Annotated in this window: 10 protein-coding genes and 2 pseudogenes; 8 read left to right on the forward strand and 4 right to left on the reverse strand. The window is 49.9% G+C overall.

Features of this window, described 5'->3' with window-relative positions; all coding sequences use genetic code 11:
* Window positions 1–284, reverse strand: a pseudogene (locus tag GA0061070_RS07585) (transposase); the annotation flags it as partial.
* A gap of 219 nt (window positions 285–503) precedes the next feature.
* Entirely contained in the window at window positions 504–3,617 is a 3,114-nt protein-coding gene (locus GA0061070_RS07590; protein WP_090134999.1) for a multidrug efflux RND transporter permease subunit, read from the reverse strand.
* Between the two features lie 934 nt (window positions 3,618–4,551).
* Here GA0061070_RS07590 and GA0061070_RS07600 point away from each other — a divergent pair.
* A complete protein-coding gene (locus GA0061070_RS07600; RefSeq protein ID WP_090135004.1) occupies window positions 4,552–5,256 on the forward strand; it encodes a response regulator in 705 nt (234 codons plus the stop codon).
* Window positions 5,253–6,323 (forward strand): ATP-binding protein, encoded by a 1,071-nt coding sequence (locus GA0061070_RS07605; RefSeq protein ID WP_090135006.1) that lies wholly within the window; start codon window positions 5,253–5,255, stop codon window positions 6,321–6,323. Before GA0061070_RS07600 ends, GA0061070_RS07605 begins: the two co-directional genes overlap by 4 nt.
* 10 nt (window positions 6,324–6,333) lie before the next feature.
* Here the strand turns inward: GA0061070_RS07605 and GA0061070_RS07610 are convergent, their stop codons facing one another.
* Together GA0061070_RS07610 and ptrR are read right to left on the reverse strand one after the other, a co-directional pair.
* Entirely contained in the window at window positions 6,334–7,248 is a 915-nt protein-coding gene (locus GA0061070_RS07610; protein ID WP_090135008.1) for an ATP-grasp fold amidoligase family protein, read from the reverse strand.
* 117 nt (window positions 7,249–7,365) lie between these two features.
* Entirely contained in the window at window positions 7,366–8,235 is an 870-nt protein-coding gene (gene ptrR, locus GA0061070_RS07615; RefSeq protein WP_090135009.1) for a putrescine utilization regulator PtrR, read from the reverse strand.
* 104 nt (window positions 8,236–8,339) lie between these two features.
* On the opposite strand from ptrR, the gene sad reads away from it, so the two are divergent.
* From sad to GA0061070_RS07645, 6 genes and pseudogenes are all read left to right on the forward strand, one after another.
* Window positions 8,340–9,728, forward strand: coding sequence for a succinate-semialdehyde dehydrogenase (sad, locus tag GA0061070_RS07620; RefSeq protein ID WP_090135010.1), 1,389 nt, complete (start codon window positions 8,340–8,342; stop codon window positions 9,726–9,728).
* 100 nt (window positions 9,729–9,828) lie between these two features.
* A complete protein-coding gene (locus GA0061070_RS07625) occupies window positions 9,829–11,418 on the forward strand; it encodes a methyl-accepting chemotaxis protein (protein WP_090135012.1) in 1,590 nt (529 codons plus the stop codon).
* Window positions 11,419–11,497: 79 nt separating this feature from the next.
* The gene (glsB, locus tag GA0061070_RS07630; RefSeq protein ID WP_090135014.1) at window positions 11,498–12,412 is read left to right on the forward strand and encodes a glutaminase B; all 915 of its coding nucleotides are present in this window, start codon (window positions 11,498–11,500) and stop codon (window positions 12,410–12,412) included.
* A complete protein-coding gene (locus tag GA0061070_RS07635; RefSeq protein WP_090135016.1) occupies window positions 12,412–12,774 on the forward strand; it encodes a DUF4186 domain-containing protein in 363 nt (120 codons plus the stop codon). The genes glsB and GA0061070_RS07635 overlap by 1 nt, the downstream gene beginning before the upstream one ends.
* Before the next feature lie 83 nt (window positions 12,775–12,857).
* Window positions 12,858–14,300, forward strand: a pseudogene (locus GA0061070_RS07640) (sensor domain-containing diguanylate cyclase).
* 188 nt (window positions 14,301–14,488) lie between these two features.
* Complete coding sequence (locus tag GA0061070_RS07645; protein WP_090135134.1) at window positions 14,489–15,481, forward strand: sensor domain-containing diguanylate cyclase; 993 nt, start codon at window positions 14,489–14,491, stop codon at window positions 15,479–15,481.
* Window positions 15,482–15,543 lie beyond the last annotated feature (62 nt).

Raw genomic sequence — 15,543 nt, forward strand, 5'->3', positions numbered from 1 at the left:
GTACCTCAGTCGGACAGCTTTGCGAAGTACGCCGCGGCTTTTTTTAATATGTCCCGTTCGTCAGTAACCCGCTTCAACTCCTTCTGGAGTCGGCGGATCTCGGCCTGAGCATCTGACTGTTCTTTGTTAGTGGATGAGTCCGGACCGTACTTCTTTATCCAGGCGTAAAGGCTGTGGGTGGTGATATCGAGACGTGTTGCAACGCTGGAAACAGAATGACCGCGATCAATAACCTGTTTGACTGCTTCAATTTTAAACTCTTCGGGATAACGTTTACCGCTCATGGGCACCTCTCTTTAAGTCATCTTAAATGACTCTGAGGTGTCTGTTAAACCCGTGGCGATTCAGTGCTGCCGCATCTTTTTCCTTAAAAGGGCGAATAACTAATCTTTGGGTGGTAATCATGTTCACGATGAGCTCAATTCAATATTAATAACTTCAGTGCTGATGTCGTGCCAGCAAGTCGCGAGATACTCAGAGCTGGCTGTTAAGCAGCACAGATATTAGTCGTTGTGTTTTTTTTGACTCTGTTTTCGCATTCCTGTAAATCGGGTAATTACCACGAAAAATACCGGAACAAAGAAAATTGCCAGTAGCGTTCCGCTAATCATCCCGCCGAAAACGCCAGTACCGATAGCATGCTGAGTGCTGTCACTGGCCCCAGAGGCAAGCATCAGCGGAACAACGCCTAATGTGAACGCCAGCGATGTCATGAGTATTGGACGCAAACGTTGCTTCGCCGCAGCCAATGTCGCATCAATAAGGTTCTTTCCCTCATTCATCAATTGCCTCGCAAACTCAATAATAAGAATCGCATTCTTGGCGGAAAGGCCTATCAGGGTTATCAACCCCACTTTGAAAAAAACGTCGTTAGTCATACTGGCCAAAGTGACGGCCAGTACGGCACCGAGGAGCCCCAGAGGAACAACAAGCATCACCGCGAAGGGAATGGACCAGCTTTCATACAGCGCGGCAAGTACCATAAAAACCACAAGAATCGACAGGACAATGAGCCCAGGGAGCTGTGAAGCGGACTCCTTTTCCTGTAGTGAACTCCCCGCCCATTCACCTGAAAATTCCGACGGTAAACGCGCTGCCAATTTTTCTATTGCCGCCATTGCGGTACCCGTAGACTCCCCCTGAGCAGCACTTCCGGTTATACGTATGGCAGGATATCCCTGATAGCGAGTGAACTGTTGCGGGACGACATTCCACGACAGGGTCACAAAAGTGGATAAAGGAAGCATCTGACCCTGACGATTCCTGACCGATAGAGCCAGTAAATGCTTTGGTTGCATTCGATACGGGGCATCAGCCTGAACGATAACCTGTTGAACCCGGCCATTATTGGTATAGTCATTGACATAATTGGAACCCGTAGCGACTGAAATGGTTTGATTAATCTCATCAAACGACACGCCCATCGATTCTGCTTTTTCCCTGTCTATATTGAGGGTAAGAGTCGGCCCTTCACCGAGTCCATCAATATAGACATCGGCCAATTGATGATTCTGATTTGCTTGCGCAACAAGGTCATCTGCCGCTTTTTTTAGCGCCTGATAACCTTTACCGCCCCTATCCTGTAAATAATAAGTGAACCCGGATGAGGTTCCCATATCAGAAATCGCTGGTGGCAGCAGGCTCATCGTGACTGCGTCGGGTACGCTCGCCATTGTGGACTGAATATGGTTAGCTTCATCCTGTGCAGTCGTCCCTTCGCGTTGCTTCCAGCCCTTTAGCGTGGTGAAAGCCATCGCCGTGTTCTGACCTGAGCCCGAAAAACCAAATCCCAGAATCATAATATTACTGTTCACCGCCTGACGAAGGGCTATTTCATCTTCAAATTTTTCGACAACCTTAAGCGTTCGCTGCATTGTGGCATCGGAAGGGAGTTGGATGGACGACATAAAATATCCCTGATCTTCATCGGGTAAAAATGACGAGGGCAAGGAAAACAGGCCGGCATACAGCGCGAGGCATAAAGCGGCATAGATCATCATCATACGGCCGGTACGCTTAAGAACAAATCCCAGGCTGGAGGCGTAAAACGCAGTCAGGCGATGAAAATGGGTATTAAACCACACGGAAAATGTTCTGCCTTTACTCTGATGACGGCGGTGAGGCTTGAGTATAGTGGCACAAAGCGCAGGGGTTAATGTTAGAGCCAGAAATGCCGAGAGTAAAATAGACACTGCCATCGAAATACAGAACTGTCGGTAAATAATACCTACAGACCCGCTGGCAAAAGCCATTGGAATAAATACTGCGGTAAGCACCAGCGTAATACCAATAATTGCTGGCGTAATTTCATCCATTGCTTCTCTCGTTGCATCCTGTGCAGACAGATTTTTTTCTTCGATCAAGCGTTCTACATTCTCGACGACAACAATGGCATCGTCGACGATAATTCCGATGGCCAGCACCATGCCGAACATGGTCAGAATATTAATGGAATAACCACTTAATAACATAATCGTAAAGGTGCCCAATAGCGCCACAGGGGCCACAATCGCAGGAATAAGCGTACAGCGAATCTTGTGAAGAAATAGCAGCATAACGAGGAAGACCAGCACCATTGCTTCTACAAATGTCTCAATCACTTTCAGGATAGAAAACTTAACAAACGGTGCTGTGTCAAAAGGAACGGTAAATTCCATACCTTCAGGAAGTACACCTGATAGCTCTGCCAGTCGTGAGCGGATACCCGATGCTGTGTTAATAGCATTTGCCCCTGGAGAAAGCTGAATCGCAGCGGCCGTTGCGGGCACGCCATTTTCACGAATTCCAAATGCATAACTTTGTAACCCGGATTCTACACGAGCAATATCAGCCAGCCTCAGACGGGCACCGGAAGTTTCTGATTTAATCGTGATATTGCGAAAGGCCTCAACCGAAGAGAGCTGCCCTTTGACAGTTATCGGGTAAGTCACCCGCTGCCCGTTGACTGCGGGTTCGTCTCCCGTTCTGCCCGGTGAGACAATCACGTTTTGTTGACTGACAGCGGTTAATACATCAGTAACAGACAGCCCATAGCCGTGTAGCTTCATCGGGTCCAGCCATATGCGGAGTGCCTTTTCTCCGCCAAAAAGTTGGACCTTCCCTACACCGGATACGCGTCGGAGTTCATCCGTCACATTTCTGGCAAAATAATCGCTTAAATCAGCCTCCTGATACTTTCCGTTTCGGGATTTTAATCCCACCATCATCAAAAAACCGGAATTGGCCGCTTCAACATTTATCCCATTTTGTCGTACAGCCTGTGGCAAGCGAGGCTCCACAATCTTAATTTGGTTTTGCAGATCCATCTGTGCGAGTTTGATATCGGTTCCGGGTTTGAAGGTTACCGTAATTGATGCCATACCGGTGGTGTCACTGGCGGATTCAAAATAGAGTAAATTGTCCACGCCAGATATCTCACGCTCAATCAGTGATACGACGGAGGTGTTCATTACATCCGGGCTGGCGCCTGGGTAACTGAGCGAAATAATAATCCCTGGCGGCGCCACAGCAGGATATTGTGCTATCGGTAAACGAGGAATAGATAACATTCCTGTCAGGACAATAAACAGAGCGACAACCCATGCGAAAATAGGACGTTCAATGAAAAAATGCGGCATCAGATGTACTTCCAGTCAGCATACAAAGGGGCAAAAAAATCAACATGGATCATCAGCAAAGCGGGTTTTATTGTCAGTTGAGGCCCGCTTAACGATCTCCCTGAGTTGGGCGGATTCCTCAAGGCGTTGCGGGCATCATTCAGGCTCATCGCAACCCCATATTGAAAACATACCGCAGGAATTAATATAAATTGATATCTAAGACATTCTCATAAACAAACATATGGGCAAACTACAAAAAAATAATAAGGCGAAACACTCATAATAAAATACAAAGTCGTATATGTCCGGCATGGCCATTAGGTATGAGTTAAAAAATATAACACACGTTGCAAATATTGATAATAACCATAGCGTTATCTCAACAAGAACTCTAAGTACTCCTGATTCTTTTTGAACAAGAATGGCTACCGCGGCGGTAATTATAAAAATAAATATTAATGGTGATGAGAGTTGCGTCGATGCTACGCTCTCACCAATAGAATGTACGAGGATGAGCCAGACATATAATAACCCCCATGATATTAAGGAGAATAAGATCGCGCTTATGATATTTTCACAGCGGTTTTTCCTCATCTCCACTATTCACCTCAAAATGATACAGTAACCATACCGCATGGTTGCGCCTTTCGCCACTGACCCTTGATTTATGTGACAAATCATTATGTCGCTGATCCCGCCATTAGCTGGTTAACGATTATCGTCCTGGTTTGTTGCTTGTTTATTCACGTATTATGTAGGTAGTGTGGAGATGCTTTAAATTAAACGTTAATCACCATGAAACTTTATTTTGACTTGTATTGTAAGATAAGCTTATGCATTAATATCCTTTGGTCATGGCTTGTTCAGGTTGGACTCAATCATGTGCGCACAAGTATGACAGACGATACCTTAAAGGTATAATAAATATATTATCGGTGCTATGGAGAATAAAATGAACAAAAGCAATATGATCATTGTCGCTGAAGACGATAATGAGATAGCTTCTATACTGATCGCCTATTTACATAAGGCAGGAATGAAAACACTAAGAGCTGAGGATGGTGAGCAGGCGATCGAACTGACCCGCCGGCATAAACCTGACCTTGTCTTACTGGATAATCACCTGCCTGTGTATGATGGCTGGTACGTTCTGACTGAACTGCGAAAAGAGACCAATGTACCTGTCATCATGGTTACAGCACTGGACCAGGACGTTGATAAACTGATGGGCTTACGGCTCGGCGCCGACGATTATGTTATAAAACCCTTTAATCCATCAGAGGTTATCGCCAGAGTTGAGGCAGTGCTCCGCAGAACCAAAGGGAACGCAGATGCTACACATTCAAAGCCATTAAGAACGCCTTTTCTGACAATTTACCCGGATGAATTCTATGTGGAAATCACTGTCGCAAGTGAGAACGCTACGCCCACGTTGACCACCACTGAATTTAAACTTCTGAGCTATCTGGCGAGAAACCCGAGAAAAGTGTGTTCACGTGAAGAGCTACTTGACGCCTGCCTGCCCGAGGGAGATTCCCTTGATCGCACTGTTGATAGCCACATGAGTAAGCTTCGGAAAAAGCTTGAGCATGCCGGACTTAAAGGTGTTCCTGAAAGTATCAGAGGTCTTGGTTACCGATTGGGGGAGAATAAGTGAATAAAGACGCGATCCTGAGTCGTCAGATATTGACTTATATGCTGTCGCTTACTTTTATTATTATTGGTATCTCGATACTGGGCTCTTACTTATTCTATAGTTTTTTAATTGATTATCTGCCAGGCGGAGCCATTGCAGGAAATGAAGAAAGTATGACCTTGCTGGATTGGTTGTGGATCCTGATAGTTTCAATAATCAGTCTGGTTGTATCACTCTTTTTTGCAGTTAAACTGTCTGGCAGAATTTTAAACCCTTTAAATGCTGTCGCTTATAGCCTGAAACAAATTTCTCAGGGAAATCTTGATGCAAGAGCGTCTGGTGGCAGCTCTCAGTTAGGAGAGGTGAACAATCTTGTAAACGATTTCAATGAAATGGCAGAAAAACTACAGACTTTGGATATCCAGCGGAATTTATGGAATGCGGCAATCGCGCATGAACTCCGAACGCCGGTTACCATTCTACGAGGGAGATTACAAGGGCTGGTTGACGGTGTTTTTGCGCCAGAACCTGCTTTATTCCGAAACCTGCTCAAACAGACCGAAGGCCTGACAAATTTAATTGAGGATCTTCGTGTCGTAAGCTCTTCTGGAGGGGCCGGGTATACGCTAATGCTCAGTGAGGTTGATCTCAAAGTCATCATCACCAACGCCCTTGAAAACTTTTTACCTGAATTTCAAGCCAAAGAATTTATCCTTACCACAGACATTAAGCATCAACATTGCATCTGCGACCCTTTGCGTATAATTCAGTGTCTGACAGTTCTCTTTGATAATGCTCTGAAATATTCTTCACCGAAAGCATTGTCAATTAAGAATGGTATGTCGGCGAGCGGAAATTTTATTATCGTTCAGGATAAGGGGCCTGGGATCCCTGAAGAGTTTCAGCGTTTTTTATTTCAGCCTTTTCAGCGAGAAGAATATGCTAAAAATAATAATCCTGACGGGTGTGGCTTAGGGTTATCGGTCGTCAAAGCCATTATGCACGCCCATGGAGGAAGTGCAAGCTATCACTTAACCCGAGAAAATCACTCTGTGTTTAAACTATTCTGGCCTGCCCGACAACTCTGATCAAACAGGCTCAACTGAGCCTGTTTTTGGATAAGGATAAATCCCACATCTCTCCTAATTTGGCATCCCAGAAAGCAGGCGTAATTTTGAGTTTACCTCTTCTCGGGCTTAATGTAATTTCACTAAAATAGATCTCTTTTCCTTTAAGCATAAGATCGACACGGCAATAGTCTATTTCTTTTGCCAGTTCCTGAGCGCCAGTGATGGCATCGTAAAATGATTCTGGTTCCGGAACTGGTTCTGGCGTATTTGGATGCTCCATCTGGAATGGCTGTAACTTCCATGACCTGTCATAGGTATTGATAAATTCATTGTCACTGTCATCCGTGAAATCCGCTTCAATAAAACAGGCAACACCATGAAAACAGTGTATTCTTAATATTTCCGGCGTAGTACTTTTATCCTTTCCTGAAAATAAATCGACATAGTTTTCGCAGAGAATAACTGGTTTAATATTCTTATATTGCCATTCTCTGGTTGTATAATACATGTTCTTTTTAAGAGAAAACTTTAGTTTCTTTAATGCGTTAGAGAAATTGAATTTATTCCTGTCGGTACATATCACGGAACTGCCACTATCATGATTACACTTCAAGACAAATTGAACAGGTAGTGCGTTAACATCGATATCATCAACTCGATTATAAACACCAATCAAAGGAACCGTTTTGACCAGCTTCGTTCTTTGCTGTACATATTCTCTGACAGCCAGTTTATCAGCAAGGAGTGTATAAAATGAATTATGATCAAATACGAGGCGATGACAAATTTTCTCACTTAGTGTTAATGGATTTTTTAAGTCGGAGTGCGTCCCGGTTACTTTATTTAGCCGGGTAGTATGAAAAGTGAGGTCTGATATAACAAGGCTTCGACATTTCCTGAAAAAATACTCAATATGTTTAATATGATAATTTGTGTTGTTCATATTTCCTCCTGTAAGAAGGCAGATTCTTACAGAGGATTATTTATTTATGTTGCACAGATAATGGAGAGTATATGGAGCGGCAAACCTTTATTGAGGGGAGGGCCGCGTTTTATGTTTTCATTGATCCTGTGAATCGGTGTTAAGTAATTCAATAAACGCGTCGAGATGGCGGGTTTTCGCACCGCGCCGCCACACCAGCCAGGTGGTGAGCCAGCGCCAGTTCTCCGCCAGCGGCCAGGCTTCCACCTGGTGATGGCCGGGCATGCTTTCCAGCATGCTTCGCGGGATCAACGCCAGCCCGGCACCAGCAATCACGCAGGCCAGCATGCCGTGGTAAGACTCCATTTCATGGATTTTGCCCGGCGTTGCACGATCGGCCTGGAACCAGCTCTCAAAATGGCGGCGGTAGGAGCAGTTGGCGCGAAAAGCATAAATGCTGGCGCCGTTGACCTGCGAGGCGTGGATAATTGTTTCATGGCCGACCGGAGCGACGATCATCATCTCTTCACGGTAGACCGGAATACCTTCCAGCCCCGGATGCATAATCGGTCCGTCAACAAACGCGGCGCTGAGTTGCCCCTCCAGCACGCCGTCGATCATCGTACCGGAAGGGCCGGTGGCAAGATCGAACTGAATACGTGGGTAGCGCTGGTTATACTTCGCCAGCGTCGCCGGAATACGCACGGCGGCGGTGCTTTCCAGCGAGCCGAGTGAGAACAACCCTTGCGGTTCGTCGCCTGCCACCACCATGCGTGCTTCATCGACCAGCGCCAGAATTTGCTGGCTGTAACGCAAAAAACTGTGCCCGGCGGGCGAAAGCCGCAGGCGTTGGTTTTCGCGGATAAAGAGATCGACGCCAAGATCGGACTCCAGTTGGCGAATGCGCGTGGTGAGGTTTGATGGTACACGATGTACCTTTTGCGCCGCCTGGGTAATGCTGCCGGTCTGCGCCACTGCGTTAAACATCTCAAGCTGTGTTAAGTCCATACCATTCTCTCATCGTGAATACTGGAGTTAATATTATTCAGTTTTAAGGAATAGCAAATTCAACCACTATTGAGCAAGTCCTGAACACCTTTATGGGAGACGTTATGTCAATTTCCGCGACAACACATGCGATTTCAGTCAATCCGACCACCGGGGAAACCCTGCGCGCGACGCCGTGGGCGAGCCGCGAAGCGGTGGATGCCGCACTTGAGCTGGCCGCCAGCGGTTATCGCCAGTGGCGACAGGTCGCCGTTACTGAGCGTGCGCAAAAGCTGCGCGATCTCGGCGTGGCACTCAGATCGCGAGGTGAAGAGATGGCGCAGATGATTAGCCAGGAAATGGGCAAACCCATATTGCAGGCTCGTGGCGAAGTGAATAAATCCGCTGCGCTGTGCGACTGGTATGCCGATCATGGCCCGGCGATGCTCGGCAGCGAAGCAACGCGGGTAGAAGAGAATTGCGCCACGATTGAGTATCGTCCACTGGGGCCGATTCTGGCGGTAATGCCGTGGAACTTCCCATTGTGGCAGGTGTTGCGCGGTGCAGTACCCATTTTACTGGCGGGCAACAGCTACCTGCTGAAACATGCGCCAAACGTGCTGGGCTGCGCGCAATTGATCGCGGAGATTTTCGTTCAGGCCGGGATCCCGCACGGGGTATTTGGCTGGGTGAATGCCAGCAATGAGGGCGTCAGCCAGGCGATTAACGATCCACGCATTGCCGCCGTCACCGTGACCGGCAGCGTTCGCGCCGGAGCAGCAATTGGTGCCCAGGCTGGCGCGGCGCTGAAAAAATGCGTGCTGGAACTCGGTGGCTCCGATCCCTTTATTGTGCTCAACGATGCTGATGTGGATCTGGCAGTGAAAGCGGCGGTGGCCGGGCGTTATCAGAACACAGGGCAGGTTTGTGCGGCGGCCAAACGTTTTATCATTGAAGAGGGCATTGCGCAGGCGTTTACCGACAAATTCGTTGCTGCGGTTGCCGCGCTGAAACAGGGCGCGCCGGACGTCGAAGAGAACTACCTTGGCCCGATGGCGCGTTTTGATCTGCGTGATGAACTGCATGCGCAGGTTCAGGCCAGCATTCAACAGGGCGCGAAGCTGGTGCTCGGTGGGGAAAAGGTAGCGGGCAAAGGCAACTACTACCCGGCCACGGTACTGACGCAGGTAACGCCAGCGATGACGGCATTCCGCCAGGAGCTGTTTGGCCCGGTTGCCGCCATCAGCATTGCACGCGATGCTGAGCATGCGCTGCAACTGGCAAATGACAGTGATTTCGGTTTGTCGGCCACGATATTTACCGCAGATTTTGCGCGGGCGCAGCGGTTTGCTGAGCGCCTGGAGTGCGGTGGGGTGTTTATCAATGGTTTCAGCGCCAGCGATGCCCGCGTAGCCTTTGGCGGCGTGAAGAAAAGCGGTTTTGGCCGCGAGTTGTCGCACTTCGGTCTGCATGAGTTTTGCAATATCCAGACCGTGTGGAAAGACCGGCTGTAAAGTAAACGCGCCCCGGCGGGGCGCATCTCCTCTGGCTGTAATGGAAGCGTCATGATCCTTTTGTAGACTCACGGCAACTTTGTGGTTACAGAAGAATATCATGAGTTTAATGCAAATTTTCCGCCGTATTTTTCGGCGTATTGCTCCACGACAGTTTGGTTTGTTGGCCGGAATTTTTTGCATCATCGGTCTCTTTTCCGCGCTACAAATCACCTCATCCATCGTCCTTTCTGCATCGTTACACGATGCGCAAACCAGCGAACAACGAAACCAGCAGGCGCATCTGCAACAAGTACGGGTCGATGAAGCCCGTATCGCGCTGCTGACTGCAAGCGATCTGCTGAACCGCGCGGGCGTCTATTTTATGCAGGATAAAGAAACCGGTTCAGATGGCAGTTGGCACAGCCTGATGGATGAAACCAAAAAAGCGCTCGACGATTCACAAAAAGCCTGGCAGGCCTGGCTGGCGCTCAATCCACCGAAAGACGAGGGGTTGATTAATAGCTACCAGATGTTTTATAGCGCGCTGAAAGAGCAGGCGGACGGACTGGTAAAAACCCAGGCGATTGATGCGTTTTTCGCCGTACCGGCGCAGGCGTTTCAGGCCGATTTTAACGACAATTACGCCCGCTTCCAGCAGGCCAGCGAAATGCGTGCGGAGCAGGGTAGACAGGCGCTAATGTCGACGCTTGCGCAGTTGCAGCATGTATTCATGCTGGTTCCGGCATTGCTGCTGGTGATTGCTGTGTTGGTGTGGTTTGCCATGTCGCGCTGGGTCATTACGCCGCTGCGCAGGCTGATTGCCCATATCAATGTGCTTGCCGCCGGGGATTTGGGGACGCCGTTGCCATCGGTACAGTGTTTTAACCGCGAAATTGATCAACTGGGCGTGAGTATCGGCACTATGCAACAGGGATTGCAACAACTGGTGATGCAGGTCAGTGATGCCACCGCTTCAATGGTTGAAACCATTGGCAGCCTGGCAGAAGGCAACCAGTCGCTGTATCAACAGTCGGCGAAGCAGGCGCAGGAACTGACTGATGTGACGGAACATATCGCCACGCTGGAGTCGCATGTGGAGGGCAACAGCGGTTTTGCCGAGCAGGCCCGTCAACAAGCGGATGAAGCGCGTAAAGTGGCGGAGGGTGGTGACCGGATGATGGATACGGTGACGCAGTCGATGCGTGAAATCGTCGAGCGTTCGGCAGAGATGCGCAACATTGTGTCGATGATTGATGGTGTCGCTTTCCAGACCAATATTCTGGCGCTGAATGCCGCTATCGAAGCGGCTCATGCCGGTAATCACGGCCGCGGTTTTGCGGTGGTGGCGAAAGAGGTCGGGCTGCTGGCGCGCAAAAGCAGCCACTCCACGCAAACCATTCAGCAATTGATCAACCACTCATTGCAGGGTATTAACGACGGCACTGCTGCCGTCAGTCGCCTGGAAGATAACCTGCAAAAGGTTACCGGGCTGGTAGGGCATTTAAGCGCAGTGCTGAGTGAAATATCGGCCGCTACGCTGAGCCAGGGGGAAAGCATCCACAAGATGACACGCCGCCTGCACACACTGAACAGCGTCTCCCGCCGTACCGATGAACTGGTCTCGACCGCCACGCAGGCTTCTGAGCAGTTGCATCATGATTCTCATCAGCTACTGCAAGCGGTTGCGCGTTTTCGTCTTCCGGCCTGACGCCGCCGGGTAGCTCTGTTATACTCGCAGGCCATTTTTGGCCTGTCGGTAAGGGGTTAACTTGGCAACGGTAACGGTGATGGGAAATGAGGTTCTGGAAGCGGTGCTTGCGCAGGTTCGTCCGCTGCTGGGGAAAGGTAAGGTCGCCGACTATATTCCGGCGCTGGCCTCGATCAGCGGCAACAAACTGGGCGTGGCGGTCAGCACCGTTAACGGCGAACATTTCCGCGCGGGAGATGCCAACGAGCGTTTCTCCATTCAGTCGATCTCTAAAGTACTGAGTCTGGTGGTGGCGATGAATCACTACGCAGAAGAGGAGATCTGGCAGCGGGTTGGTAAAGATCCCTCCGGACATCCATTTAATTCTCTGGTGCAACTGGAGATGGAGCAGGGCAAACCGCGTAACCCGTTTATCAATGCCGGGGCGCTGGTGGTCTGCGACATGCTGCAAAGCCGTCTCAGCGCGCCGCGCCAGCGGATGCTGGAAGTGGTGCGCAAGCTCTCCGGCGTGCCCGATATCACCTACGACAGCGCGGTGGCCCGCTCCGAGCTGGAACACTCGGCACGCAATAACGCCATCGCCTGGCTGATGAAATCCTTTGGCAACTTCCATAATGATGTCCCGACGGTTTTACAAAACTATTTTCACTACTGCGCACTCAAAATGAGTTGTGCGGAGCTGACACAAACCTTCTTGTTTCTCGCCAACGGTGGCCATGCTGCGCATATTGCTTCCCCGGTGATTTCCGCGTTACAGGCGCGTCAGGTAAATGCGCTGATGGCAACCAGTGGCATGTATCAGAATGCAGGAGAATTTGCCTGGCGCGTCGGTTTACCAGCGAAATCAGGCGTTGGTGGTGGTATTGTTGCGGTTGTGCCGCAAGAAATGGTGATTGCCGTCTGGAGCCCGGAGCTGGACGCGGCGGGAAACTCGCTGGCCGGTGTCGCGGTGCTGGAGGCGTTAACGCAAAAACTGGGGAGATCTGTCTACTGATGGCTGATTTAACACCGTTGTTTGCGCGTCTGGGGCGTTCCACGTTTCGCTCCCGGTTTCGCCTTGGTGTGAAAGAGCGGCAATATTGTGTGGATAAAGGCGCGGAAGTGATTGCCCGCCACGCGGCAGAGTTCGTCGCGCAGCGGCTGTCACCCGCCAAACCGCAAAATGATGGTAAGCAGACACCCATGCGCGGCCATCCGGTATTTATAGCCCAGCACGCAACAGCTACCTGCTGTCGCGGCTGTCTGGAAAAGTGGCACCATATTGCGTGCGGTCAACCATTAACAGAAATGCAACAAAAGTACATTGTTGACGTTATTTATCAGTGGCTGATTATTCAGATGAATTCGCCGCGCTAAGTGCGATCGCGCCAGCGCGCCTCCGCAGGAGGTTAAACATGTTATCGAACGTGTCTCCTGCCTGTGATATGGATTGAGATTTGATGCGTGCATTTTTTTCCTCCCCTTTCCGCCTGTTGCGGGAGGAGGCTCCGCTCACTAACGCGGTAGTTATTTTTATCCTGACCACACTGTTCTATTTTCTCGGCGCGATGATGCGCCTTGTCGAAGAGTTGTCGCTGTTCTGGCCGCTCAATGCGGTGATGGCCGGGGTGTTTGCCCGCTACGCTTTTCTCCGCCGCTGGCACTACTACCTTATTAGCTACGCCGCGATGCTGGTTTACGATGCGATTACCACCAACTGGGGTATGGCCTCGCTTATCATCAACTTCTCCAACATGGTGTTTATTATCACCATGGCGCAACTTATTGGCGCAAAACGACGCCAGATGCTTAAGACGCCTGAACCGACCAGTGTCCTGAAGTTGTTTGGTTATTGTCTGCTGGTTGCACTGTTGTGCGGTTTGGTCGGCGCGATAGGGGCCGTTGGCATTAACGGCGAAGGGTTCTGGCCGTTGCTGGCCGACTGGTCTGGCGAACAGTTCTCTACGGGCGTACTGATCCTGCCGGGTGTGCTGACCATGAGGTGGCCGCGCAAGCCACCGCAATTCTCCCTGCAACGAGGCATTCCGGTTGTCACTGTTGTCGTCTCGGCGATTGCGTCGGTAGTGATCGGCGGGGCAGGCAGTCTGGCGTTTCCATTACCGACATTGATCTGGTGCGCGGTACGCTATTCCCTGCCGTTTACCTGTTTGATCACGCTATTAACCGGTGCTGCGGAAATTATCCTCGTCTCCAGCCATGTGATTGATATCTCGATCGCTTCGCCAATGGAGATCCCGCATATGCTCTCTGCACGCCTGGGGATTGCCACCATGGCTATCTGCCCGGTGATTGTCTCCGTCAGCGTCGGGGCGGTTAATCGCCTTATGCGCTAGGTCTCTCTACGTGCGAATTTCGATTTTCTCACCCGCGTTTATTCACGTTCGGGGCTGTATGAAGTACTGAACCACAAGGACAAACGTTTTGCTGATAAGCATGTGTCAGTGATGCTGTTGGATATTGATTATTTTAAAAGCGTGAATGACAGCTACGGCCATGAGTGTGGCGACCAGGTACTTGCCTCCTTTGCCCGGCAGATAAAGCAGGTGCTGGGCGATCGCGGGGTGGTAGCGCGCATGGGGGGCGAAGAGTTTGTAGTGGTGGCGACCACACGTGATCCGCAAGAGGGTGTGCAACTGGCGGAAATGCTGCGTCTTTCGGTGGCGAACCATTCTTTCCAGTGGCGGCAGCAGACACTGCATTTGACGGTCAGTATCGGTATCAGCAGCGGCAAAACCAATGCCTGGCAGTTAACGGAGATGTTTAATTCGTTGTTGGCGATCGCTGATGAAAATCTCTACCGGTCGAAAAAACAGGGGAGAAATCGCACTACCCAGAACGAGGTTGCGGAGAAACCCTCCGCGACTTCGTTGCGTGATAATTAACGCTGCATTCTGAACCCACGATTAATACCAGAAATGGATTAATATTTTTAAGTTATTAAATTACTTGCTACTCATTTTTAAGGTTAATACTATTGACTTCTGTACGCAGCGGGATGTAACGCGACATGATCGAGCCGGACAAGTTGAATAAAAATGAGCGTGTTGTTGGCAGTCGTTATGTCAGGCGAATGTATCTGATGCGTATTCTGGGAACACTGCTGTGTTTTTTCCCTATTCTTTCTGTTCTGCTCGAATTACAGCGTCCGCTGTGGTGTATTCTCTTGCTGGCTGCGAATGCCTTTCTCTGGCCGACTCTTGCTTTCCTGCGCGCGCGCAAAGCGCAACTGCCGCTACAAATTGAGCATCAGAACCTGGTGATCGATGCGGGCGCGGGAGGTTTGTGGATCGCACTTATGGCGGTGAATCCGCTGCCTTCAGTGGTGATTGCTACCATTCTGCTTAGCGATCGTTTATCGGCAGGCGGTTTTGTTTTGATGCGCAAAGCGGCACTGGCGCTACTGTCGGTATTTATTCTGAGCTGGATTGTGCTTGGTACCCCGTTCGATATGCTGGTCACCCAGCGTACAATGTTCGCCACATTGCCGCTGATTGGTATTTATATGCTGGCGCTGAGTGCACTGACCAACAGCATGGCGGTGAAATTGCGGATGAAAAGCCGCGAGCTGGAGCACATCGCGATGATGGATCCGCTACTTGATATCGCGAACCGCCGCCTGCTGGAAAAACGTATCCAGTATGAACTGGACAAATTGCGCACCACGCCAGGCCACTCATCGCTGATGTTTATCGATATTGATAATTTCAAAGAAGTCAATGACCGGTTTGGTCACAAAGTCGGCGATGCTCTGCTGGTAGCGGTGTCAAAGATTTTGCATATCTCCACCCGTAAAATAGACACGCCCGCGCGCCTGGGCGGCGATGAGTTTGTGATCCTCTTGCCGGACATGCCGCAGGAAGAGGCGCATACCATCGCAACGCGCATTATGGATGCGGCAGCAGTGATGACTGTCGTGCAGGATTATGACTTTAAATGCACTTTAAGCATTGGCATTGCCCGCGCACTTCCGGGCATGAATGACGTAACTGACTGGTTAAAAGCGGCGGATGACGCGCTGTACCAGGCAAAAAGACTGGGTAAAAACCAGATCTACTCCCACTGACAAACGTGCCGAATAGGCTAAGCTTTACGCTGTATCCTGCGAATTGATCGACACTTTTTTCT

It is taken from the genome of Kosakonia oryziphila, from assembly GCF_900094795.1.
GTDB classification, from domain to species: domain Bacteria; phylum Pseudomonadota; class Gammaproteobacteria; order Enterobacterales; family Enterobacteriaceae; genus Kosakonia; species Kosakonia oryziphila.

Excerpts from the sequence above, each read along its gene's own strand:
- ptrR (WP_090135009.1), bottom strand. The coding sequence starts at position 8,235 with ATGGACTTAACACAGCTTGAGATGTTTAACGCAGTGGCGCAGACCGGC.
- GA0061070_RS07645 (WP_090135134.1), top strand. The coding sequence starts at position 14,489 with ATGTATCTGATGCGTATTCTGGGAACACTGCTGTGTTTTTTCCCTATT.
- GA0061070_RS07635 (WP_090135016.1), top strand. The coding sequence starts at position 12,412 with ATGGCTGATTTAACACCGTTGTTTGCGCGTCTGGGGCGTTCCACGTTT.
- glsB (WP_090135014.1), top strand. The coding sequence starts at position 11,498 with ATGGGAAATGAGGTTCTGGAAGCGGTGCTTGCGCAGGTTCGTCCGCTG.
- GA0061070_RS07600 (WP_090135004.1), top strand. The coding sequence starts at position 4,552 with ATGAACAAAAGCAATATGATCATTGTCGCTGAAGACGATAATGAGATA.
- GA0061070_RS07610 (WP_090135008.1), bottom strand. The coding sequence starts at position 7,248 with ATGAACAACACAAATTATCATATTAAACATATTGAGTATTTTTTCAGG.
- GA0061070_RS07590 (WP_090134999.1), bottom strand. The coding sequence starts at position 3,617 with ATGCCGCATTTTTTCATTGAACGTCCTATTTTCGCATGGGTTGTCGCT.
- GA0061070_RS07625 (WP_090135012.1), top strand. The coding sequence starts at position 9,829 with ATGAGTTTAATGCAAATTTTCCGCCGTATTTTTCGGCGTATTGCTCCA.
- sad (WP_090135010.1), top strand. The coding sequence starts at position 8,340 with ATGTCAATTTCCGCGACAACACATGCGATTTCAGTCAATCCGACCACC.